The 23,889-nt window shown below is 56.5% G+C and carries 20 protein-coding genes and 1 pseudogene; 14 read left to right on the forward strand and 7 right to left on the reverse strand.

Annotated features, from left to right (window positions below; translation table 11 throughout):
* Window positions 1-102 precede the first annotated feature (102 nt).
* The 3 genes from ACOCF6_RS03200 to ACOCF6_RS03210 form a co-directional block, all read right to left on the reverse strand.
* Window positions 103-309 (reverse strand): hypothetical protein, encoded by a 207-nt coding sequence (locus ACOCF6_RS03200; RefSeq protein WP_482458942.1) that lies wholly within the window; start codon window positions 307-309, stop codon window positions 103-105.
* 107 nt (window positions 310-416) lie between these two features.
* Window positions 417-905, reverse strand: a complete 489-nt coding sequence (locus tag ACOCF6_RS03205; protein ID WP_482458943.1) for a ferritin-like domain-containing protein — start codon at window positions 903-905, stop codon at window positions 417-419.
* A 169-nt stretch (window positions 906-1,074) separates the two neighbouring features.
* On the reverse strand, window positions 1,075-1,281 hold the full coding sequence (locus tag ACOCF6_RS03210; RefSeq protein ID WP_482458944.1) for a hypothetical protein: 207 nt from the start codon (window positions 1,279-1,281) through the stop codon (window positions 1,075-1,077).
* Between the two features lie 232 nt (window positions 1,282-1,513).
* Here ACOCF6_RS03210 and ACOCF6_RS03215 point away from each other — a divergent pair, with 232 nt between their 5' ends.
* Window positions 1,514-1,876 carry a hypothetical protein gene (locus tag ACOCF6_RS03215; protein ID WP_482458945.1) on the forward strand — a complete coding sequence of 121 codons (363 nt, stop codon included), beginning with the start codon at window positions 1,514-1,516 and terminating at the stop codon, window positions 1,874-1,876.
* 76 nt (window positions 1,877-1,952) lie between these two features.
* The gene (merA, locus tag ACOCF6_RS03220; RefSeq protein ID WP_482458946.1) at window positions 1,953-3,365 is read left to right on the forward strand and encodes a mercury(II) reductase; all 1,413 of its coding nucleotides are present in this window, start codon (window positions 1,953-1,955) and stop codon (window positions 3,363-3,365) included.
* Window positions 3,366-3,471: 106 nt separating this feature from the next.
* Here merA and ACOCF6_RS03225 read toward each other — a convergent pair whose 3' ends face one another.
* On the reverse strand, window positions 3,472-3,792 hold the full coding sequence (locus ACOCF6_RS03225; RefSeq protein WP_482458947.1) for a carboxymuconolactone decarboxylase family protein: 321 nt from the start codon (window positions 3,790-3,792) through the stop codon (window positions 3,472-3,474).
* Between the two features lie 721 nt (window positions 3,793-4,513).
* Here ACOCF6_RS03225 and ACOCF6_RS03230 point away from each other — a divergent pair.
* Window positions 4,514-5,197: a hypothetical protein gene (locus tag ACOCF6_RS03230; RefSeq protein WP_482458948.1), complete on the forward strand. Its 684-nt coding sequence runs from the start codon at window positions 4,514-4,516 to the stop codon at window positions 5,195-5,197.
* 162 nt (window positions 5,198-5,359) lie between these two features.
* Window positions 5,360-7,501 (forward strand): Ig-like domain-containing protein, encoded by a 2,142-nt coding sequence (locus tag ACOCF6_RS03235; RefSeq protein ID WP_482458949.1) that lies wholly within the window; start codon window positions 5,360-5,362, stop codon window positions 7,499-7,501.
* A 147-nt stretch (window positions 7,502-7,648) separates the two neighbouring features.
* On the opposite strand, the gene ACOCF6_RS03240 is transcribed toward ACOCF6_RS03235, so the two are convergent.
* The 3 genes from ACOCF6_RS03240 to ACOCF6_RS03250 are packed head-to-tail and all read right to left on the reverse strand — an operon-like array spanning window position 7,649 to window position 10,118.
* The gene (locus tag ACOCF6_RS03240; protein WP_482458950.1) at window positions 7,649-8,086 is read right to left on the reverse strand and encodes a thioredoxin family protein; all 438 of its coding nucleotides are present in this window, start codon (window positions 8,084-8,086) and stop codon (window positions 7,649-7,651) included.
* Between the two features lie 24 nt (window positions 8,087-8,110).
* Window positions 8,111-9,001 carry an arginase gene (gene rocF, locus ACOCF6_RS03245; protein ID WP_482458951.1) on the reverse strand — a complete coding sequence of 297 codons (891 nt, stop codon included), beginning with the start codon at window positions 8,999-9,001 and terminating at the stop codon, window positions 8,111-8,113.
* A 31-nt stretch (window positions 9,002-9,032) separates the two neighbouring features.
* The gene (locus ACOCF6_RS03250) at window positions 9,033-10,118 is read right to left on the reverse strand and encodes a putative NPN-dependent ornithine cyclodeaminase (protein WP_482458952.1); all 1,086 of its coding nucleotides are present in this window, start codon (window positions 10,116-10,118) and stop codon (window positions 9,033-9,035) included.
* 191 nt (window positions 10,119-10,309) lie between these two features.
* Here ACOCF6_RS03250 and pdhA point away from each other — a divergent pair, with 191 nt between their 5' ends.
* From pdhA to ACOCF6_RS03300, 10 genes and pseudogenes are all read left to right on the forward strand, one after another.
* Window positions 10,310-11,287 carry a pyruvate dehydrogenase (acetyl-transferring) E1 component subunit alpha gene (gene pdhA / locus ACOCF6_RS03255; protein ID WP_482458953.1) on the forward strand — a complete coding sequence of 326 codons (978 nt, stop codon included), beginning with the start codon at window positions 10,310-10,312 and terminating at the stop codon, window positions 11,285-11,287.
* Window positions 11,280-12,266 (forward strand): alpha-ketoacid dehydrogenase subunit beta, encoded by a 987-nt coding sequence (locus ACOCF6_RS03260; RefSeq protein ID WP_482458954.1) that lies wholly within the window; start codon window positions 11,280-11,282, stop codon window positions 12,264-12,266. Before pdhA ends, ACOCF6_RS03260 begins: the two co-directional genes overlap by 8 nt.
* A 485-nt stretch (window positions 12,267-12,751) precedes the next feature.
* The gene (locus ACOCF6_RS03265; protein ID WP_482458955.1) at window positions 12,752-13,339 is read left to right on the forward strand and encodes a helix-turn-helix domain-containing protein; all 588 of its coding nucleotides are present in this window, start codon (window positions 12,752-12,754) and stop codon (window positions 13,337-13,339) included.
* A gap of 83 nt (window positions 13,340-13,422) precedes the next feature.
* Window positions 13,423-14,598, forward strand: a pseudogene (gene sucC, locus ACOCF6_RS03270) (ADP-forming succinate--CoA ligase subunit beta); the annotation flags it as partial.
* The gene (sucD, locus tag ACOCF6_RS03275; protein WP_482458956.1) at window positions 14,595-15,467 is read left to right on the forward strand and encodes a succinate--CoA ligase subunit alpha; all 873 of its coding nucleotides are present in this window, start codon (window positions 14,595-14,597) and stop codon (window positions 15,465-15,467) included. The pseudogene sucC and the gene sucD, both read left to right, overlap by 4 nt.
* A gap of 108 nt (window positions 15,468-15,575) precedes the next feature.
* Window positions 15,576-17,825, forward strand: coding sequence for an NADP-dependent malic enzyme (locus tag ACOCF6_RS03280; protein ID WP_482458957.1), 2,250 nt, complete (start codon window positions 15,576-15,578; stop codon window positions 17,823-17,825).
* Window positions 17,826-17,987: 162 nt separating this feature from the next.
* Window positions 17,988-21,563, forward strand: coding sequence for a pyruvate:ferredoxin (flavodoxin) oxidoreductase (gene nifJ, locus ACOCF6_RS03285; protein ID WP_482458958.1), 3,576 nt, complete (start codon window positions 17,988-17,990; stop codon window positions 21,561-21,563).
* A 212-nt stretch (window positions 21,564-21,775) separates the two neighbouring features.
* Window positions 21,776-23,101, forward strand: coding sequence for a dihydrolipoamide acetyltransferase family protein (locus tag ACOCF6_RS03290; RefSeq protein ID WP_482458959.1), 1,326 nt, complete (start codon window positions 21,776-21,778; stop codon window positions 23,099-23,101).
* Between the two features lie 2 nt (window positions 23,102-23,103).
* Window positions 23,104-23,502, forward strand: coding sequence for a DUF309 domain-containing protein (locus ACOCF6_RS03295; RefSeq protein ID WP_482458960.1), 399 nt, complete (start codon window positions 23,104-23,106; stop codon window positions 23,500-23,502).
* Window positions 23,499-23,765 carry a GIY-YIG nuclease family protein gene (locus tag ACOCF6_RS03300; protein ID WP_482458961.1) on the forward strand — a complete coding sequence of 89 codons (267 nt, stop codon included), beginning with the start codon at window positions 23,499-23,501 and terminating at the stop codon, window positions 23,763-23,765. Before ACOCF6_RS03295 ends, ACOCF6_RS03300 begins: the two co-directional genes overlap by 4 nt.
* Window positions 23,766-23,889: the final 124 nt, after the last annotated feature.

Consider the following 23,889-nt stretch of genomic DNA (forward strand, 5'->3'; position numbering starts at 1 on the left):
GTTTACCGTGCAATCTTGATGCAACCCATCTGATGCCTGCGCTACAAACAGAACAGGCCTGCATTGCTGCAGGCCTGTTCTGTTTCGGAGGGTTTGCTTTGGTCAGAACGGCTCGGAAGATGATTCCACACACTCATCACGACTCCAGGAATCCAACTCTCCGTTCATAAGTCTGACCTGGATGGTTTCCCCGGCCTGGGTACATCCAAAAGAATACCCCAACAGGCCGTTTTTCATATTGAGGAGCAGGACGTTGTCTTCCCGCTGTTCTGTACGGTAACAGACTCTATCATAAAAACTTGCGTTCATGATGACATCCTCCCTTTAGTAAGTTAGAAATAATTATATTGATTTTTCAATATAATTATTTTGTTAACGCACTTATCCCGCTTGCCGGGGGAGATGGCTTGCTATGGTCAGAGTCCCTTGAGGTTGCTGAATTCACCCCATTCCAGATATGTTCTGGGCTCTTCAACAAAGAAATAGATATTTTCGAGCATGTTCAGGTGCTCCCGCTCTTTATCAGCCAGCACCTGGCACACCCTTTTCATCTGTTCGTCTTCAGCCTGGTTTTTCAGCTGGTCAAAGAACTCAATCGTTTCCTCTTCTTCGTGTACTATGTGCATGTACGCATCCGGATCATTGCGCAATGTTTCCGCCAGATGCCGTGGATCAATATGCGGACTGAACACGCAGACACTTTCGTCAAGCGCACTGAAGGACAGCCCGCCGACTTTATTCATGTTGTCTCTCAAGTCCGTCAGTTTTTCTATATGTTCTGCTTCTGCTGATGCCAACAGGGAAAACAGACGCTTCAGCTCTTTTTCCGTGACAGCTGCGGAGAGACGCTCGTAATGGGCCTTGGTCTCCTGCTTCATTTTAATGGTGCATTCAAGGATGTTCATTGTGTTCTCCTTTCAAAACCGTATCCGCATACGCCGTATATGGCTTTATCAAGATTACTGCCAATACACTTCACCATTCACACCTTCTTCACTTATGACTTATCGTACTCTTTTTACGATAAATTCACAAACAATCTTGAGTAAATGGATCGTATTCATCACCCTGCCCCTAGCGCTGATGCCGCTGACTGAATTCCTTGAACGAACTCTTTGTCCTGACAGGTTTCAGCGCCTCTGTATGATCCCAGACATATTTTGAAAGTCCGCGTTCAACAGGCAACAGCACACGTGCGATCAGGTACACGACAAAGAAGGCACAGATGAATATGGCCAGCATCTGAAACGTGACCAGTATAGCGTTGATAATTTCCGACATGACAAGCCCCCTTTCGAGGCGGTACAGCAGTAGCTGCACTCTTGTAACAAGTATACTCCTTTCGCTGCAAAGCCGATCTACTTAGTTGTAAATATGAACGTTTCATAGCCAAATCTGATCCGTTACCTTCAATAATTAGTTGCACCTAAAAGATCCCCGAAGCGTATAATAAAATAAAAGATACAGAAGCATAACAGCCCGGACAACAGCAAACGGGGGAAGGAGGTGTGTCATGAGAGGACATGACATCATTAACACCATTAACGAACGGAGGTCTGAAGATTTTCACTTCGTTAAGTGCTGGAGAAAAGAGAATGATTTTCTGGATGTCGACCTGATCGACCGGTTTTTGGAGAATACCAAGGGGACTGAAGAATTCGGAGGGATCGACCTGTTGACCATGGATGACATGTGGAAGGAGGTCAGGCGTATCGGCGGCTCACGGGTCACATTGCTGCACAGCAAGGATGGTGACAGGGTCGAATGGACCCACAAGGGAAAAACAGGGGTACATACGAATGTGTGCGCCTATACCCCGCAAACGCTGATGGAGATTTATGATGTGGAGACAAAGGGTAATCCGATTGATTCATGACATACTGAATACAACCAACTGAAAAGGCTGCTGCATGGCAGCCTTTTCAGTACCTGATAAAACCGAAAGAACACCCATGAACGCTGCCTATGACCTGATCATACTCGGATCCGGATCCACCGCTTTTGCTGCTGCACTGCGCGCCACAAGCTACGGGGCCCGGGTACTGATGTTCGAAAAAAGTGTGCTGGGCGGCACCTGTATCAACTGGGGCTGCATACCCAGCAAGACATTGATTCATGCGGCCCTCTTCAAACACGAAGCTCACCTGGGAAACCTGATTGGCCTCAACAGTGAGGGTGGCAGCCATGGGATTGATGCCGAACGGCTCTTCCACCATCGCGAAGCGATTGTTAACGGGCTGCGCCAGGAGCGTTATCTCGACGTGCTTGGCAGCATGAAAGGGCTGGAACTGGTTAAAGGCACCGCCCGCTTCAGCGATATCCACACCATTGCATGCGACGACCGTCACTTCCATTCCGAACGCATTCTCATCGCCACAGGGGGCTCGCCCCGTATCCCCCAGCTGGCAGGACTGGAAAAATGCAGCTACTTTACCAGCCGCAGTGCCCTGCTGCTCAAAAAGCTGCCGGCCTCCCTCGTCATAATCGGCGGCGGCGTAATCGCCGTGGAACTGGGCCAGATGTACCACCGTCTAGGGTGCCGGGTGACCATCCTTGAACATGGTCCCCGCCTGCTGCCGGCCATTGAGCGCGAACTTTCCGGGTCAATTCAGGGGATTCTGGAAAAGGAAGGCATCAAGGTCGTTACGCATGCAGACTTCTGCTCTCTCGACAGGCTGGGGGAGCTGAACGTGGTTTATGCGGATGTGGAGAATAAACGTCATAAATTCACCTGTGAACAACTGCTTCTGGCAGTCGGCACCGTCCCGGCCACCAGCAATATCGGCCTGGATACAACCGGCGTGACACTGGACGCAAAGGGATTCGTCACAACTGACCGGCAGATGCGCACGTCGGTGCCGGGTATCTGGGCGGCCGGCGATGTGGTCGGCAAAATGATGATTGCTACGGTTGGCGCCAAGGAAGGTATTGTCGCAGTGGATGACATGTTCAACCAGGGTTGCGGCTGTGCCATGGATTATCTGGCCGCCCCCATGGCAATCTTTACCGACCCGGAAGTGGCCATGGTCGGGCACTCCGAAGCAAGCGCACAACAGGCCGGTTTCGATTGTGTCGTCAACTGCATGCCCGCCAGCGCCATCCCCAAGGCGCACGTCACCGGCATGACCGAAGGTGTGATCAAGATGATCGCCGACCGGGACAGCGGGCGGCTGCTCGGTGTGCACCTAGTCTGCCACCGGGGTGCGGACATGATCAATGAGGCCGCCCTGGCCCTGCACCTGCGGGCGACGGTCACCGACCTGGCAACGACGATGCATGTGTATCCCTCCATCGGCGAAGGACTCAAGCTGTGCGCCCAGGGCTTCAACCGGGATATCAGCCTGCTCTCCTGTTGTGCCGAGTGAGACTCCATTCCTTTGATTCCAACAATCCAGCTCTAAACTCAAAACAAAAGCCACTACCTGTTTTTGCAGGAAGTGGCTTGTTTGTAGGCGATACAACCGTTTACAACTAGACACTTTTCTCAAGCATGTCGTCAACCCATGACAAGGCAGCAGCCACAGTGGGGAAGCCTATGGTGCTGGTGAGCATTATGATCGCGTGACGGATTTCCGCTGAGGTAGCACCAGCATTTAAGGCGCGCGAGGCGTGACTGCAAACCGACCCCTTGGAATGGATGGCTGCCGCCGCCCCAAGTTGGATCAAATGCCCGGTTTTGTCGTCTAATGGGCCTGACGCGCGAGCTACCTTGGAAACGGTTTCGACGGCCTCAATGAGGTCGGCATGACGATCCTTCAACTTGAGATAGAGCTCGGGTAGTTGCTGTGTCATGTGATATCTCCTTTTCTGGTTAGTTTTACCAACAAGACGTTGAATTATGATCTGTACGTATCATATCCACTGCTAAATAGTATCACTAAGCGATCAATCAGCAAACACCGCTAACCTGTTTTTATAACGCAAGGCTACCAACCATAATATGGGGGGAGTTCTGGGGACATGGTGGTGATATTACCCAAGACATCGGTTATGGTAAGTGGTTGGTTTTTGTAGTTGCAGGTAACCCCGCTAATCTTTCAGAAGTTAAAGAAAAAATCACAAAACAAAACGCCGCGAAGCCATGTAGTCTAGGGGTTCACGGCATTTTTGTTTATTCTGGTTGTCTCATGTCCGGGGCTGCCCCCGCTTAATTACCTTGGTTGTTAAGTGACGAGGACTGCTACTACGACACAGGATTGAAGCATCGTTACCAACGATTACATTTCAATCCTGCTCCGAAATAACTCCATTAGTTCAGTTCATTTACCTTAAAATCCTTACAAATCCCATAAGTTAAATCCACAGTAAAATCAGCAAGTCACGCAACATGTAAAGAAACTTTACACATATCTAATGTATTGATCTGTTAGCAGAAATTGTACTTGTGTAAAGAAACTTTACAAGCCTCCCAGAGCATAACATACTGAAATTACACTTGATTCAAGACATGGGATGCATTAGTTTGTATTTAATTCGTGCTTTGCACGATACCAATTCTTTTGAGGAGTAAATCATGAAGAAACGCGTGATGATCTTGGCAGGAGCAATGATGTACACCCTGATGGCTGGATCAGCTTTTGCTGTCAACGGGAGCTGTAACGACTGGAACTTTGCCATGGAATATCTGAGAGCCCCGCAGCAATCGCAGGCTGTAATTCCCGATCTATGCGGCACTCCACGATGGTATTTTATGGATAGCGGAGATTTGACACACTCAGCATCAAAATATACGTTACTCACTACACCCAATTCGTATGATGCTGCAGTACCGGGGACAGGATTGAAGTGGTGGGGCGGCACGTCTGGTTATCCTGCTGTATTTGCCAATGCCAGTAATGAAGTCCAGATTGCCAATGGGTACCTTGAGTGGAAGCCTGCAACGGCATTTGTCCATCCGAGTCCTAATAGTGCGGCCGTAGTCGGTTGGAAAAGTACCTTTAACGGTGAAGTGCAGATGGAAGTTAACCTCGGCGATTTGGATACTAACTGTGGTGACGGTCAGACATGGTATGTCCAAAAAGGTAACACCGTCTTGGCATCAGGTGCGATTGCCATTGGCGGATCATCCAATTGGTTAAAAAGAGAAATTGACGTCAGGAATGGTGATTTTCTTTATGTCGGCGTAGAACCCGGACTATACGGCGATTATTACTGTGACACAACCACTCTTGACATCACGGTTACACGAATACCGTAAATTGCAATGACAAGGTTCGGGTGCTGTGCAGCCGCCAGACGGCACCTGACGAAATCACACAAAACAGTGACGTTCGGTCAGGATTTAATCAATGCATTGATCCTTAGATCCGTTACCTGTCGCCTACAGTCGATCATTTTCCAGTATAAGGAGAGAACCACGATGATCCCATTTAACAGGATTTCGCGCCTATTGTCTGCCCTGCACGTCAGTAACATATCAGCAGTCATCTTCTTCGCTTTCCTTTTCATCTCCCTGCAGCAGAATGCCCAGGCTGCAGGAACGCTCATTCCCGCCCCTGCACGTGTTGACATGGTATACGACTCCTCACGAGACATTGTCTACATCACGGACGGAGGATCAGTTCTTCAATACAAGATCGGGGCAAATGCTATTCTGCCTCCCTTTGTCTTAGGAGGCAGTTTGGGCGGAATGGATCTGTCTCCCGATGGCAATACACTGGTTGTCGCTGACCGGCAACGCTCAGACACTGAAATCTGGATTCACCTGGTGGATGTGCAAACAGGCTTGAGCCGGAAGGTCACGTTCCCACGGGCATTTTACGAGGGGGGCACCTTCACTGCCGCATTCGGAAATGACGGTGCAATCCTTGTCACCTCCACCTTCGAAGGATCGGGTTGGGTCCCGATGCGACGATACGATCCCGCCTCCGGGACGACAACCCAGATCGCTTCATCGATACCCCAGGACACCATGTTGACAAGCAGCAGCGACGGCAGCATTACCGGTTTTGCAGAGAGCAATATTTCTGATGGTCGTTTCGGCAGATACAGAACTATCGATGGAAACTTGCTACAGAAAACGGGATACACTGACGGCACCGGCTGGTTCAACTACGAGATCGGGGTCAATCGTAACGGGACTCAATATGCCATCCCTACCTATGGCGGAACCTTTATTTACGATACAGATCTGAAGAAAACCAATGTGGTTGGTCAGTACGCAGGCCAGCAGCCAATCGGTGTAGTTTACCATCCGGCAGAGAATATCGTTTATTTTGCATGGTCCGGCAGTACTGAGGTTAGGGCTTTTGACACAACTTCGTATAATCAGTTAGCTGCCTACAACTTCGAGTATCTCTTCACAAATCCAGGTAACCGGGCATTTACACAAGGCCGCCTAAAGATGTCGCGCGATGGTTCTCTATTGTTTGCGACGGTTTCTGGAGGTGTTCGGTACCTGCGCCTCTATGATCCGCTCGTTGCCAGTGAACAGACTGTTGTTACCGATGAAGACAAACCTTCTGCCATCACACTCACGGGCAGCGTCGGAAACAACGGCACCTTATCGTACTCGATCGCATCCAGCCCCGCCCATGGTACCTTGAGCGGCACAGCGCCAAATCTGATCTACACGCCGAACGTCAGCTATTACGGCCTCGACAGCTTTACCTTCAACGTCTCTTACGGGGCAGCTTCAGCAGTGGCAAAGGTTGCAATTACCGTGAATCCTGTAAATCACCCGCCTGTAGCCAACAGCCAGTCGGTCACCACGCTCGAAGACACTGCTAAAGAAATTACTCTGTCAGCCACAGATAGCAATGGCGACACGCTGAATTACCGTGTGACAAAAGAACCAACACATGGATACTTGATCGGCGTTATTCCTAATTTAATCTACCAGCCACATCTTGATTTCAACGGCACAGACAGCTTTGCTTTTGTAGCTAATGACGGAAAGATTGATAGCAATGAGGCGACTGTAAACATTGTTGTAACAGCGGTCAATGACTCACCGATTGCAAATAGCCAAGTTTATGTAACATATGAGGATACGGCCATAGGCATCGTTCTGGCCGCCTCAGACATTGATGGCGATGCGTTGACCTATGCTGTCGTCAGCGGCCCGGCGCATGGCACTTTGAGCGGCATCGCGCCCAATCTCATCTACACACCGGCTGCCAATTTCTACGGTACCGACAGCTTTACGTTCAAGGCCAACGACGGAGCAACCGATAGCAATGTTACTACCGTTACAATTTCAATGAACCCGGTCAACGATGCTCCTTCAGCCGTTGCTGATTCGGCACGAACGACAAAAAACACCACCGTGAGCATCCCGGTTCTAGCGAACGATCGGGATGTGGATGGCGATAAGCTTACCGTGATCGCAGTATCACATAGCACGCAAGGCGGGTTGATAACGATAAGTTCAGACGGTGCAAAAGTATCCTATACTCCTCGCCACAATTACACCGGACAGGATTTTTTCACGTACACAGTGTCTGACGGCAAAGGCGGAAGTGCGACGGCAGGCGTTAGCGTCAACATTCTGCGCAGGTAAGCATTTATTCAAATCAATAAGAGCGGGGCCGTAATTAAAAGGCCTCGCTCTTTATGCACTTACATAAATAACGCAATAGTTCGGAACGGTGCAGGAAAGCACCTGAAAATTGAATCGGTAGACCATACCGGCAAATCCGAATACAAATTACAGCTGCCGCCTGCACCACGCCAGCAGCGCTTCCGCCGTCTGTGCCCCCGCCAGTTGATCGACCACCCTGCCGTTTCGCAGCAGATACACGACCGGAATGCCGCGCACATTAAAACGCCCTGCCAGATGGGGATTATCCTGGGTATTGACCTGCACAACAACCGCCTTTCCCGCCAGCAGCTCAGCCACCTTTCGCACCGCCGGTGCGAATGAAATGCAGTGCGGTCAGGTGGGCGCCCAAAATTCAGCCAGGACCGGGCCTGGATAGCCGTGAATAAAACCGTCAAAGGTCCGTTCGTTGAGCTGCTGCGCCTGGTAGTACATCGGCATCAGCGGGGCGCGACAGGAGCCGCAGCGCCCCGCCCTGCCCTGTTTATCAGCCGGTATCCTGTTTGCTGTGCCGCAGGCGCTGCAGGTTACGGTATAGGTTGTCATCAGTAGTCACCTCTGAAACAAGCGTTACAGAATCCTTTTGCCAAACAGCGAAGCGGTCAGCTCCACCGCCAGCTGGGCGGTCCGGTTGAGCTGATCGAAGACCGGATTGATCTCCACGATGTCCAGCCCGGAGCAGCGACCCGAGTCGGCGATGATCTCCATCAGCAGCTGGGCCTCGCGGTAGCTGATACCGCCGGGGGAGGCCGTACCGACACCCGGCCCGACCTGGGGATCAAGGGCATCCATATCGAGACTGACGTGCAAGCGTTCGCGGTGTTCCAGCCGTTCCAGCGCTTCACGGGTAATCGCCCCCATGCCGCGCTCGTCGATCTCGCGCATGGTGTAGACCGTGATGCCGCTCCCCTTCAGGCGTTCCCGCTCCCCAGGATCAAGTTCCCGGATGCCGATCATCACCACATCTCCTGCCAACAGCTTGGGTCCGGGACGGCCGACATCGACCAACTCGGGGTAACCCGCACCCATCAACAACGCCAGGGTCATGCCGTGGATATTGTTGGTAAGCGTCGTCTGCGGGGTATTGAAGTCGCCGTGGGCGTCGATCCAGATCAGCCCGGCCGGCGCCACGTGGGTGCAGCCGCCGATGGATCCGATCGCCAGCGAGTGATCGCCGCCGATGAACAGAGGAATCACGTTCTCATCAGTTGCCAGCCGGGCGGCTGCATACACAGCCTGACAGGCCGAGCGGATGGCAGGAAGAAAATGCTGCCCGGCCTCATGCGAAACCGCTTCCCGCATCGGCACCGCAATATTGCCGCTGTCCTGGACTGTGTAGCCCAGCTCCGTGAGGCGGGCCGCCAGACCGGCATAGCGCAGGGCAGCCGGCCCCATATCCACACCCCGTTTGCTCTGGCCCAGATCGATCGGCACGCCGATGATTCGTATCGCCTTGTCCATAGCACATCCCTTCCGATCAGGGCATCCCGCTTTACTCCAGGTTATGCCGCAGATTGACCATGAAATCCTGGGCATTGGTCAGGATCGGCACAGCCTGGGCCGAACCGCGGTTGGCCAGCTTGTCGACACTGAACTCCGTCATATCCACCACGTAAAAATATACCGGACGCACCCCATCATCCGGCATGACCTGGTATCCCGGCAGCATATTGCCAAAAGCGATTGAATGCAGTTGCGTAGCCAATGCAATCACTGTGGTTGCCCGGCGGGCGTGGTTCCGCATGGCATCCTGGGCCTGGTAGACATCACTGATGACACCGGGCAGCGGCCCGTCATCGCGGATGGAACCTGCCAGCACATAGGGTACCTGCTTTCGCTCACAGGCTGAAATGATGCCGTCATCCAGCCCCAGCGCCCGGATAGCCAGGGGGATGGAGCCATGCCGCCGCACCAGATTGAGTATGTCCAGATGGTTATAGTGGCCGCCGGGCTGATTGGTCTGAGTGTAGATATCCTGCCCCAGCCCGGTGCGGAATCGGGCCGCCTCCAGATCATGGGTGGCCAGGGCGTTGCCGGCCAGCAGGGCATGGCAGTAGCCCTGCTCGACCATGTATGCCATGGCATCGCGGCTGTCCCGGTCGAAGGCCACGGCCGGGCCGAGCACCCAGACGATGTAGCCGTGCCGGCTGTCATGCCGCAGGACGTCGTAAAGCTCGTCGTATGAGCGTGAGAAGGGGGTCTCCCGGGTGCCTCGGGTCCGGAAGGCGAACTTGTCGGCCAACGCACCCGGCTGCCCGAATCCGGTCGTGTGAACGTACAACCCCTCAGCACCGTTTTCACTTCTGCCGAGCAGCACCGGATCGCCCACTCTGACCAGGCGTGGCTCAACCACCTCCAGGGAGCGATCCCGCAGGATCATGGCCGCATCCATGCGGCTTTCCCGGGCCAGCAGCCATTCACCGTTCCCCAGATGGACATACTCGGGATGATTGGATGTGGCATGAAAGCCATCGGGCACCACCCCGTCCGCGGGAGCGGCTTCAACCCGTGCGACGGGGGCGGCCAACAGTTCGGGACAGGAAAAATCCGGTGGGGTATAGGCAGGTAAGACGTACATGGCAGGTACTCCCCTCAAAACAGTGTCAACAGACAGAAAACTGGCAGGAACAGACCAGTCAACTGCTCCTACAATCAAGTAAACAGCCTTGTGGCAGAGATGTCAAGAAATGTGCTATAGTTGCACTGCCTGCATACAGGATTGAATTGATGCAGCAGAAAGTTTGCCGAACGACAGTCATGGAGGAAGACATGCACACCAGTTTACGCATGGTACTGCCGGATCATGAATTGCTGAAGTTGTACGAGCAGATGTTCCTTTCCCGGGAATTCGAGGAGAGTTGCGCTGAGCAATATACCAAAGGGCACATTACCGGCTTTCTGCACCTGTACAGCGGGCAGGAGGCGGTCGCGGTCGGGGCAACGGCCGGGTTGCACAAGGATGACTACATCCTCTCCGCCTATCGCGAACATGCCCAGGCCATCGTACGGGGCGCTGAACCACGGCGGGTCATGGCCGAACTGTTCGGCAAGGCCACCGGAGTCTGCAAGGGCAAGGGCGGTTCCATGCACCTGTTCGACCCCTCCCTGAACTTCATGGGCGGATATGCCATAGTCGGCGGGCAGTTCCCCATCTCGGTCGGCCTGGCCTTCAGCGCCAAATACCGTGGTGAGGACCGCATTGCCGCCTGTTTCTTCGGCGACGGAGCGGTCAACCAGGGCACCTTCCACGAGTCCCTCAACTGGGCCCAGCTCTGGCAACTGCCAGTGCTGTTCATCTGCGAAAACAACTTTTACGGCATCGGTACGGAGGTGCATCGTTCCTCGGCCCTGGCATCCATCCACAAGCGCACCTGCGGCTACGATATCCCCTCCGAAAAAGTGGACGGCATGGACGTGATCGCTGTCTACAAGGCGGTCAAGCATGCCGCGGAAAAGGTCCGTGAGAGCGGCCACCCCTACTTCATCGAGGCCACCACCTACCGCTTCCGCGGGCATTCCATGGCCGACCCGGCCAAGTATCGCTCCGCAGCCGAGCATGACGTCTGGAAGGCCCGTGACCCGCTGCCCAGCTATGCCAAGCAGCTGATCGAGGAGGGCATCGCCTCACGGGCACAACTCGAAAGCATTGAGGTCCGCTGTCGGGCAACCGTTGAGGAAGCGGTACAGTTTGCCGAACAGTCACCCTGGCCGGAAGACAGTACCGTATGGGAGGATATCTATGTCTGAGATGACCTATCGGGATGCACTCAACCTGGCCCTGAAGGAAGAGATGCGCCGCGACCCGTCGGTGTTCGTGCTGGGAGAGGATGTGGCACTGTATGAAGGCTCGTTCAAGGTTACACGGGGACTGCTGGCGGAGTTCGGCGAAGAGCGGGTCAAGGACACCCCAATCTCCGAGAACACGATTATCGGGGTATCGGTCGGGGCGGCCATGGGCGGCCTGCGTCCGGTGGCCGAACTGATGACCGTCAACTTCGCACTGCTGGCCATGGATCAGATCGTCAACCACATGGCCAAGATCCGCTCCATGTTCGGCGGACAGACCTTCCTGCCCATGACGATCCGCATGCCGGGGGGCGGCGGCAGCCAGCTGGGCGCCCAGCATTCCCAGAGCCTGGAGACCTATTTCATGCACTGCCCCGGCATGCACGTGCTCTACCCCGCCACACCGGCCGACGCCAAGGGGCTGCTGAAAAGCGCCATCCGCGACAACAATCCGACCATTTTCCTGGAGCACGAACTGCTCTACAACAGCAAGGGCGAGGTACCGGACGACCCGGAGTTCCTGGTGCCCATCGGCACAGCCGAAGTCAAGCGCCCGGGTGATCAGGTCACAATCGTCGCCTATGCCCGCATGACGATCCTGGCCCTGCAGGCGGCCGAAGAGCTGTCCGGAGAAGGTATTTCCTGTGAAGTCGTCGATCTGCGCAGCCTGGCCCCGCTGGATATGAAGACGGTTCTGGCCTCGGTCCGCAAGACCGGCCGGGTCGTGGTGGTGGAGGAATGCTGGCGCACCTGCGGCCTGGGGGGCGAGATCAGCTCCAGGATCTACGATGCCTGCTTCGACCTGCTTCAGGCCCCGGTCAAGAGAGTCTCGGGCCTGGATGTGCCCATGCCCTATTCACGCAAGATAGAAAAGATCTGTATTCCCCAGGCCGGGGACATCTCCCAGGCGGTCAGGGACGTCCTGGCCGGCAACTATTAACCTATAAAAAGCATTTGAAACGGGGATGAAGGATAAACACAGATAAATCAAATAATTAAATGCAAAAGATTGTAAACAAAAAAAGGCGAAGGATTAATTGTTAGAATCTTTAGGTTTTATCCGTGTTCACCCTATGTATCTGTGGTTAACTGCTGTTATTAGAATTGACCACGTGCCGCCATTTACCAATGCGCACCGGGGATCAAATCCCCGGCTGTTTCAGCGTGTTGTATTGAAACCGTCCCCCAGTATTCACCCCCATAAGCAGACCTGCCTGATTATCGCCTGATCCCCACCAAAGCTCGACGCACCACCCGTGACCACTTTAGTTTAAATAAAATAATTTACCAAAAATAAATTATATGTTTGACTTTTATCTGTAATGAATTATTTTATCATTACTAAACCGGATGATAATAGAACAATGATTATAGTGACAGGTTGCACAAGCAGCCAGCTTACCAGGAAGGGAGCACAACCAGTAAATGTCTGAATTAACCGGATTAAAGTCACATGACTATAATATCGGGGCCAAAATAAAGGAGCTTCGCCGTGCCAAGAAACTGAAGCTTCAGGATGTGGCCACAGAAACAGGGTTTTCGACCGCGCTTATTTCCCAGATCGAAAACAATAACGTTTCCCCCCCGATCGCTACCCTTTCCAAAATAGCCCATTTTTTCGATGTCAAAATCGGACATTTTTTCAACGAAAGCGAAGAGGAATGCCCCTTTGAAGTGCTCCGGCATACTGAGCGCACCGTTGTGCCCAAGGTGGTATCCAAGGACGGCACCAGCCATGGTTATTTCTACGAGTCCCTGTCCGTCCGCAAACAGAACAAAAAGATGGATCCCTTTCTCATCACACTCAACGAAAAGGTCACCAACACCGATACCTACAGCCACAACGGAGAAGAGTTCCTGTTTGTCATGAAAGGGACCGCCGAACTGTTGCTGGATGACCAGCGCATTGTGCTCAGCGAGGGAGACAGCGTCTATTTTGACGCCAACCTCAAGCACCGTCTGCTTTCATCCGGGGGCAACGAGGTCAAGGTCTTGGCCGTGGTCATGCGGTAACTGACCTTAACGTTCATATATATCAATAATCAAGTTAGAGACAGATGCGTTAATACTTCAGAACAAAACTTGTAAAGGAGAAACAGATGAACATCCACGAATACCAGGCCAAAGCAATCCTGCGGGAATTCGGCGTACCGGTTCCTGACGGCCACGTCTGCTACAACAGCGCCGGTGCCCGCGAGTGGGCCAAGCGCCTGGGGGAAGGCCCCTGGGTCGTCAAGGCCCAGATCCACGCCGGCGGCCGCGGCAAGGGGGGCGGCGTCAAGCTGGCCAAGACCGCCGATGAGGTCCGCATGATCTCCCGCGAGATGCTCGGCATGACCCTGCGCACCCACCAGACCGGACCGGAAGGCAAACTGGTCACCCGCGTCCTGGTGGAAAACGGCTGCAACATCGCCAATGAACTGTACGTTTCCCTGGTAGTTGACCGCGGCACATCCAAAGTCACCGTCATGGCCTCCACCGAAGGGGGCATGGACATCGAAGAGGTCGCAGCAAAGACCCCGGAAAAGATCTTTACCGAAACCATCGACCCCCTGGTCGGCCTGACCGCCTTCCAGTGCCGCAAGATCGCCTTCTCCCTGAAGCTGAGCGGCAAGCTGGTGGGCAAGGCCGTTAGTGTCCTGCAGGGACTCTACAAAACCTTTATCGCCTGTGACTGCTCCATGCTGGAGATCAACCCGCTGGTCATCACCAAAGAGGAGACCCTGATCTGCCTGGATGCCAAATTCGGCTTCGACGACAACGCCGTCTTCCGTCACCCCAAACTGAGTGACATGCGCGACTACGACGAAGAGGATCCCAACGAAGTCGAAGCCTCCCAGCACGAACTCTCCTACATCTCCCTGACCGGCAACATCGGCTGCCTGGTCAACGGTGCCGGTCTGGCCATGGCCACCATGGACATCGTCAAGCACTACGGCGGCGACCCGGCCAACTTCCTGGACGTGGGAGGCGGGGCCACCATCGAGCGCGTCACTGAAGCCTTCAAGATCATCCTCTCCGACAAGAACGTCAAGGGCATCCTGGTCAACATCTTCGGCGGCATCATGAAGTGCGACATCATCGCCACCGGCGTCGTTGAAGCCGCCAAACAGGTCTCGCTCAACGTACCCCTGGTCGTCAGGCTGGAAGGGACCAATGTCGCCCGCGGCAAAGAGATCCTGGCCGAAAGCGGCCTGGACATCGTTGCTGCCGACGGCATGGCCGACGCTGCCCAGAAAATTGTCCTGGCCGTCAATGGAGGTGCCAAATGAGTATCCTGATCAACAAGAACACCAAAGTCATCACCCAGGGCATCACCGGTGCCACCGGCCTGTTCCACGCCCAGGGGGCCCGCGACTACGGCACCCTGATGGTCGGCGGCGTCACCCCCGGCAAGGGGGGCACCACCATCGACGGCTTTCCCGTATTCGACACCGTCGAAGATGCCGTACACCAGACCGGCGCTACGGCCAGCGTCATCTACGTACCGCCCCCCTTTGCCGCCGACTCCATCATGGAAGCGGTCGACGCCGGGATCGAACTGGTCTGCTGCATCACCGAAGGCATCCCGGTCCTGGACATGGTCAAGGTCAAACAGTACATGAAGGGCAAGAAGACCCGCCTGGTCGGCCCCAACTGCCCGGGTGTCATCACCCCCGGCGAATGCAAGATCGGCATCATGCCGGGCTACATCCACAAACCGGGTCGGGTGGGCGTCGTCTCCCGTTCCGGCACCCTGACCTACGAAGCGGTCTGGCAGCTGACCTGCCTCGGCCTGGGGCAGTCCACCTGCGTCGGCATCGGCGGCGACCCGGTCAACGGCACCAACCACCTGGACGTCCTGCGCATGTTCGAGGCCGATGCCGACACGGACGCCGTGATCATGATCGGCGAGATCGGCGGCACCTCGGAGGAAGAAGGCGCGTACTTTGTCAAGGAGCACATGACCAAACCGGTAGCGGCCTACATCGCCGGGGTCACCGCCCCGCCCGGCAAACGGATGGGCCATGCCGGCGCCATCATCTCCGGCGGCAAGGGCACTGCGGCCGAGAAGGTCGCCATATTGCGGGAGTGCGGCATCAGCGTGGCGGACAGCCCGGCCGAGATGGCCCAGGCACTGCTGCGGATTTATAAGCCGTAGATCACAGGCAAATCCCCCTCAACCCCCTTTCACAAAGGGGGGTTAGGTGGGATTTGAAGTAAAGCGGGCAATCTGACTAAATTAAGCAAATACAGGAGAAAACATAGTATGAGCAAAAAAATGAACGCCCTCGACTATCATTCCATGGGTCGCAAAGGCAAGATCGAAGTCATCTCCACCAAACCGTGCCAGACCGCCGCCGACCTGTCGCTGGCCTACTCACCGGGTGTGGCCGAGCCCTGCCTGGCCATCCAGCAGAACCCGGAAGACGCCTACAAGTACACCGCCAAGGGCAACCTGGTGGCGGTCGTCTCCAACGGCACCGCTGTCCTGGGACTGGGCAACCTGGGCGCCCTGGCCGGCAAGCCGGTCATGGAGGGCAAGGGCATCCTCTTCAAGCGCTTTGCCGACATCGACGTCTTCGACATCGAGCTGGACACCGAGGACCCGGACGAGATCATCAAGGCCTGCCAGCTGCTGGAACCGACCTTCGGCGGCATCAACCTGGAGGACATCAAGGCTCCGGAATGCTTCTACATCGAAGAGACCCTCAAGAAGACCATGAAGATCCCGGTCTTCCACGACGACCAGCACGGCACCGCCATCATCTCCTCCGCCGCCCTGCTCAATGCTCTGTACCTGGTGGACAAAAAGATCGAGGATATCCGCATCGTCGTCAACGGTGCCGGCGCCTCGGCCAACTCCTGCGCCAAGCTGGCCATCTCCCTGGGGGTCAAGCCCAATAACATGATCATGTGCGACACCAAGGGGGTCATCTACAAGGGCCGGACCGAAGGGATGAATCCCTACAAGGAGCTCTTCGCCGCCGACACCCCCTTCCGCACCCTGGAAGAGGCCGCCAACGGTGCCGACGTCCTGTTCGGCCTGTCCGCCAAAGGGGCCTTTACCAAGGAGATGGTTGCCAGCATGGCCCCCAACCCGGTCATCTTCGCCATGGCCAATCCCGACCCGGAGATCACCCCGGAAGATGCCCATGCCGTACGCAAGGATGTCATGATCGCCACCGGCCGTTCCGACTATCCCAACCAGGTCAACAACGTGCTGGGCTTCCCCTTCATCTTCCGCGGCGCCCTGGATTGCCGCGCCACCTGCATCAACGAAGAGATGAAACTGGCGGCTGTCAAGGCCCTGGCCCAGCTGGCCCGGGAAGAGGTGCCCGACTCGGTCTGCAAGGCCTACGGCAACCAGAAATTCGCTTTCGGCCGCGACTACATCATCCCCAAACCCTTTGATCCGCGCGTCCTGCTGCACGTCGCTCCGGCCATAGCGCAGGCTGCCATGGAGACCGGCGTGGCCCGCCAGCCGATCGAGGACATGGCCAAATACATCGAGCACCTGGAATCGACCCAGGGCAAATCCAAAGAGATCATGCGCATGATCATCAACAAGGCCAAGAGTGATCCCAAGACCGTCGTCTTCCCCGAAGGTGACAATGAAAAGATCCTGCGGGCCGCCAAGGAACTGGTGGAAGAAGGGATCGCCCATCCGATCCTGATCGGCGACAAAAAGAAGATCGAGCAGAAGCTGGCGGAACTCAATATTGAGTTGGAGATACCGATCATCGACCCGACCGACTCGGAGCTGACGGAAAAATACGCCGAAGATCTTTACAACCTGCGCCAGCGCAAGGGACTGACCCTCTCCGAATCCCAGCGCATCCTGCGCCGCAAGTCCCGCACCCACTTCGGTTCCATGATGGTGCGCATGGGCGATGCCGACACCCTGCTGGGGGGCATCGACACCCACTATCCCGAAACCATCCGCCCGGCCCTGGAGGTCATCGGCAAGCAGCAGGGACTCTCCAGCGTGCACGGCCTCTACATGATGGTCTTCAAGAATGACGTCTACTTCCTGGCCGACACCACCGTCACCATCGATCCGACCGCCGAAGAACTGGCCGAGACCGCCATCCTGGCGGCCGAGAAGGTGCGCATGCTGGATATCGAACCTAGGGTAGCCATGCTCTCCTTCTCCAACTTCGGTTCGGTCAACCACCCCCAGGCCAAGAAGGTGCGGCGGGCGGTGGAGATCGTCAAGGAGCGGGCCCCCGAGCTGATCGTGGACGGCGAGATGCAGGCCGACACGGCCGTTGTTCCCGAACTGCTGGAAGGCTTCACCTTCTCCAAGCTCAAGAGCAACGCCAATATCCTGATCTTCCCGGACTTGAACTCCGGCAACATCTGCTACAAGCTGCTGCACCACCTGGGGGGCGCCGAGGCCATCGGTCCGATCCTGATGGGCATGAACAAACCGGTGCACGTCCTGCAGCGCGGCGACAGTGTCGATGACATCGTCAAGATGGCCGCTATTGCCGTGGTGGATGTGCAGAATATTTAGAAGCCTGAAAAACTAGAGATACTTAGCCCTTCTCCTCCGGGAGAAGGTAGCCGATGGCCGGATGAAGGGGCAACCGCTCCCTGACATCCGACGTTTCCTCCCCACCCCTCTCCCTCAGGGAGAGGGGACCTTTATACCTATACCCTCAGGAGACCCCATAGCATGTCCAGAAGAATGGTAACCATCGACGGCAACACTGCCGCCGCCCATGTGGCCCATGCCACCAACGAAGTCATCGCCATCTACCCCATCACCCCGTCGTCCGTCATGGGCGAGATATCCGACATCAAGAGTGCCGCCGGCGAGAAAAACATCTGGGGCACCGTGCCGCTGGTGGCCGAGCTGCAGTCCGAAGGGGGCGCGGCCGGCACCGTCCACGGCGCCCTGCAGTCCGGCGCACTGACTACCACCTTCACCGCCAGCCAGGGTCTGCTGCTGATGATCCCCAACATGTACAAGATCGCCGGTGAACTCACCTCCACCGTCTTCCACGTCTCGGCCCGCGCGCTGGCCACCCAGGCGCTCTCTATTTTCGGCGACCACTCGGACGTCATGTCCTGCCGTTCCACCGGCTGGGCCATGCTCTGTTCCAACAACGTCCAGGAGGTCATGGACTTTGCCCTGATCTCACAGGCCGCCACCCTGCGCAGCCGTATTCCGTTCATGCACTTCTTCGACGGTTTCCGCACCTCCCATGAAGTCCAGAAGGTTGAAGAGCTGACCTTTGACGACATGCGCGCCATGATGGACGACGAACTGGTCAACGCCCACCGACTGCGCGGCCTCTCCCCCGACCGGCCGGTCATGCGCGGCACCGCCCAGAATCCGGACGTCTACTTCCAGGGGCGCGAAACCGTCAACCGCTTCTACCCGGCCTGCATCTCGATCGTCCAGGAGGAGATGGATAAATTTGCCGGCATCACCGGCCGCAGCTACAAGCTGGTCAAATATGCCGGTGCAGCCGATGCGGAACGCATCGTCGTAGTCATGGGTTCGGGGGCTGATACGGTTCAGGACACCGTCGACACTCTCGTCAAACAGGGCGAAAAGGTCGGCGTCGTCAAGGTACACCTGTACCGTCCCTTCCCGCTGGACGCCTTCATCAAGGCACTGCCCAAAACCGTCAAAAGCATCGCCGTCCTCGACCGCACCAAGGAACCCGGTTCCCTGGGCGAACCGCTCTACATGGACGTGCGCACCGCCATCGGCGAAGCCATGTCGGACGGCAGCTGTCAATTAAACGGCTACCCGGTGATTGTCGGCGGCCGCTACGGCCTGGGCTCCAAGGAGTTCACCCCGGCCATGGCCAAGGCGGTCTTCGACAACCTCAAAGAAGCCAAACCAAAGAAAAACTTCGTCGTCGGCATCAACGAGGATGTTACCGGTTCCAGCCTGCCCTTTGATCCCGCCTTCCGTACGGAGATGGGCGGCACCTACGAGGCCATGTTCTTCGGTCTGGGATCCGACGGCACGGTCGGCGCCAACAAGAACACCATCAAGATCATCGGCGAGACCACCAACAACTTTTCCCAGGCCTACTTCGTCTACGACTCCAAGAAGGCCGGCACCATCACCGTCTCACACCTGCGCTTCGGCAAGCAGGCCATTACGGCCCCCTACCTTATCGACAACGCCGACTTCATCGCCTGCCACAACTTCACCTTCCTGGAGAAGTACGACATGGTAGCCAAGGCCAAACATGGCGGCACCTTCCTGCTCTGCTCCCCCTTCGGGCAGGACGAGGTCTGGGACAGGATGCCGCTGGAGGTCCAGCAGCAGATCATCGACAAGCAGCTCAAGTTCTACGTCATCAATGCCATCAAACTGGGCGAAGAACTGGGGCTGGGCGCCCGCATCAACGTCATCATGCAGACCGCCTTCTTCAGAATCTCCAATATCATCCCGCTGGCGCAGGCGGTCGCCGAAATCAAGGGGGCCATCAAGAAGAGCTACGGCAAGGCCGGCGACAAGGTCGTCGCCATGAACAATGCCGCCGTTGATGAAGCCCTCAGGAACATCCACGAGGTTACGGTGCCGGCCAAGGCCACCAGCACCATTACCATGCCGCCTCCGGTTGCCGGGACAGCTCCGCAGTTTGTCCAGGAAGTCACCGGCCCGATCATCGCCGGCTTCGGCGACGACCTGCCGGTCTCCCTCATGCCGATCGACGGCACCTTCCCGACCGCCACCTCCCAGTACGAGAAGCGCAACATCGCCGTGGATATCCCGGTCTGGGACAAGGAGCTCTGCATCCAGTGCGGCATCTGCTCCTTCGTCTGCCCCCATGCCACCATCCGCATGAAGGCCTATGACGAAAAGCTGCTGGCGGATGCGCCGGCCACCTTCAAATCAACCGACTGCAAGCTGCCCGAGTTCAATGGGCTGAAATACACGATCCAGATTGCCCCGGAAGACTGCACCGGATGTGGTGCCTGCGTGCACAACTGCCCGGCCAAAAGCAAGGAAAACCCGAACCACAAGGCCATCAACATGCAGTTCCAGGCACCTCTCAGAAGCGCCGAAGCTGCCAACTACGCATTCTTCCTGGCCCTGCCCGATATGGACGCCACCAAGCTCAAACTGGACACCCTGCGGGGCAGCCAGCTGGTCCGGCCGATTTTCGAATATTCGGGCGCCTGTGCCGGCTGCGGCGAGACCCCCTACCTGAAACTGCTCTCCCAGCTGTTCGGCGACCGGGCCATGATCGCCAACGCCACCGGCTGCACCTCCATTTACGGCGGCAACCTGCCGACCACACCCTGGGCCAAGCGGGCCGACGGCCGTGGACCGGCCTGGTCCAACTCCCTGTTCGAGGACAACGCCGAATTCGGTTTCGGTATGCGTCTGGCCGTGGACAAGTTCACCGAATCGGCCCGCGAACTGCTGACCGAACTCTCGGGCAGCTGTGACTGCACCCCCTGCCAGCCGCTCCTGCCGATCATGAAAGAGATCCTGGCCTCCGAGCAGAACGGCCAGGCTGAAATCGAGGCCCAGCGCGGCAGGGTTGCACAGCTGAAGGAGGCCCTCAAGGGGTGCACAGAGAAGGCAGCCGTGCAGCTGCTGCCCCTGGCCGACTACCTGGTCAAGAAATCGGTCTGGTGTATCGGCGGCGACGGCTGGGCCTATGACATCGGCTACGGCGGTCTGGACCACGTCATCGCCTCGGGCAAAAACGTCAACATCCTGGTGCTGGATACGGAGGTCTATTCCAACACCGGCGGGCAGGCGTCCAAGTCCACGCCGATCGGCGCCGTCGCCCAGTTTGCCGCCGGCGGCAAGGTCATGGCCAAGAAGGACCTGGGCATGATGGCCATGGCCTATGGCTATGTGTATGTCGCCAGTGTCTCCCTGGCCAATCCGCGGCAGGTCGTCAAGGCCTTCATGGAGGCCGAGGCCTATGACGGTCCCTCGATCATCGTGGCCTATGCCCACTGCATCGCCCACGGCATCAACATGACCACGGCCGTGGATGAGCAGAAGAAAGCGGTTTCCTCGGGCTACCTGCCGCTGTACCGTTTCAACCCGGCCCTGGCTGCTGAAGGGAAAAACCCGCTGCAGCTGGACAGCAAGGCCCCGACCACCAGTTTCGAGGATTTCGCCAACGGCGAAAACCGCTACAAGGTGCTGAGCAAGATCAACCCGGAGGCCGCCTCAGTGTTGATGAAAAAGGCCTCCACCTGGACCGCCAACCGCTTCGAGTACTATCAGAAACTGGCTGCCCTGACATACGAAAAGTAGCTGTCTGAACCAACTTTACATCAAGGCCCTGCGACAATTTGCAGGGCCTTTTTTTATTGGCACGTAAGAGCCCGTTGAACAGGTTGGGAAAGGTTACATCAGATCGGCCATTGAGACATGAGAACAAGGGCAAGCGTTAACTCTGTTAAATTGCAACGATTCCGGATATATTAGCTCAATAAGGAATTTGCACGTTAACGGAGGGTTCCGAAATGGCAAGCCCTGACAAGCAGGATAAGTGCGTTAACGAAGATGTTTTCTGCCAGAAAAATGCAGAAAACACCTTCTCACGCACTAAAGAAATCACCATGCCCAAGCTGTCCGACACCATGACGGAGGGGCTTTTTGCCGGGTGGCGCAAGAACATTGGCGACCACATCGAGCGGGGCGATATCATTGCCGAGGTTGAGACGGACAAGGCGGTCATGGAACTGGAGGCCTTTGCCTCGGGTGTGCTTATCAAAACCACGGCCAAAGAAGGAGAACTGGTTCCGGTCGGAACCGTACTCGGTCTGATCGGCGAACCGGGAGAACTGCCTGAAACACCAGCTATCGTTCCTGAAAAAAACACCCCTGACGCCCCGACTGTTGCTGTCGAAGCGGCAGATGCGACGACTGCGCCGGCACAGCCGACAGCACCGCAACCGGCACCGCTTCACCCGGAGCAGGAGCATGAAAAGGCCTCACCGCTGGTACGACGCCTGGCGCGTGATCAGGGCATCGATCTGGGGCTGATTCATGGCAGCGGCCCTGAAGGGAGAATCACCCAGGACGATCTGGCCGGATTCGCCACGCAGCACGCCACGCTACAGGAACCGATAGCCGCCCCGGCTGCTCCCTCAGCCGCCGGGATGCAGCAAGCACTGCCCGCAGAACCCGACGCAAGCCAGCCGGCCAGCTCCATGCGCCAGGCGATTTCCGCCGCAGTTACCCAATCCTGGCAGACCATACCGCACTTCGGTGTCACGATGGAAATAGACATGGAGGCCTGCAGTGAGATCGTTCGCGAACTGAAGACGGGAGCCCATCCGGTCGGATACAATGCCCTGCTGGTCAAGGCCTGCGCCCGCACACTGGCGGATTTCCCGCTATTGCGTGTGGCCGGCTCCGCTGCAGACGTCGGCATGCACATCAATTTTGCCGTGGCATTGCCGGACGGACTGCTGCTGCCGACGCTCAGGGACTGCGACCGCCTGACCGTTGCGGAGATCGAGAGCGAATCGAAGCGCTTGATCGAAAAATGCCACAGCGGACGGCTGTCTTCAGCGGAACTGAGCGGAGGCTGTTTCTCGATCTCGAACCTGGGGATGTATGGCGTGGAGGAATTCAACGCCCTGATCATGCCGGGACAGATCGCCATACTGGCGGTGGGTGCTGTAGAAGAACGGGCGGTCGTCCGCAATGGCCAGGTGGTTGCCGCTGCAACCATGCGCGTGACCCTGTCCAGCGATCACCGCAGCGTGGATGGCTCCTATGCGGCCCGCTTTCTGGCGGAATTGCGGACCATCCTGGAAAAGCCGGTTGCACTGCTGGTGTAAGTATGAACAGATCATGCAACGAATCCCCCCCCGGACAACTCCTGCAGGCCATCCGGGAATTCAACAGCCGTGAATGGTTCGAGTGCCATGAAACCGTGGAGGATCTCTGGATCGGAGAAACGGGCGAGGTGCGTGATTTTTATCAGGGGATCATCCAGATAGCGGTGGCATTGCACCATTGGCGAAACGGAAATTTCGGAGGGGCCGTCAGCCTGCTGAAGGGTGGTGCCGGCTATTTGCGCCATGTATCAGATGCGTGTCAATGGGTGGATGTTGCAGCTCTGATTGCCGATGCAGACAGGATGCGGACCGCCCTGGAGGAGCTGGGCCAGGAACGCATGGACACACTGCCCCCGGGCTTCATCCCCCTGATCAAGACCGTATCGCCGGCCCGCCCATGAACTGGCTGGTGTACATGATCCTCTGCTCGGACGACACGCTCTACACCGGCATCACGACCAACATGCAGCGGCGTTTCGACAACCATGCCGCGGGCAAGGGGGCCAAATACTTTCGTGGACGCCGGCCGCTGCAGGTGGTTTATCAGGAGAGCGGGCACACACGCAGTTCCGCCACTTCGCGGGAATTGGAGATCAAGGCCCTTGCGCGCACCGATAAAAGCATCCTGATCTTTTCCAGTAGGAATGAAATTACCCTGCACTGAGCCGGTACACTGTAGCTCTATTTTTTCTATAGTTCCCCCTCCCTTGCCTAGAGGCACCTACTTCTGGTGACGGGAGGGGGTTAGGGGGTGGGTGAAGGTGCAACGTGCCAATTCCATAGCAACA

The sequence above is a fragment of the Geobacter psychrophilus genome, from assembly GCF_056821595.1.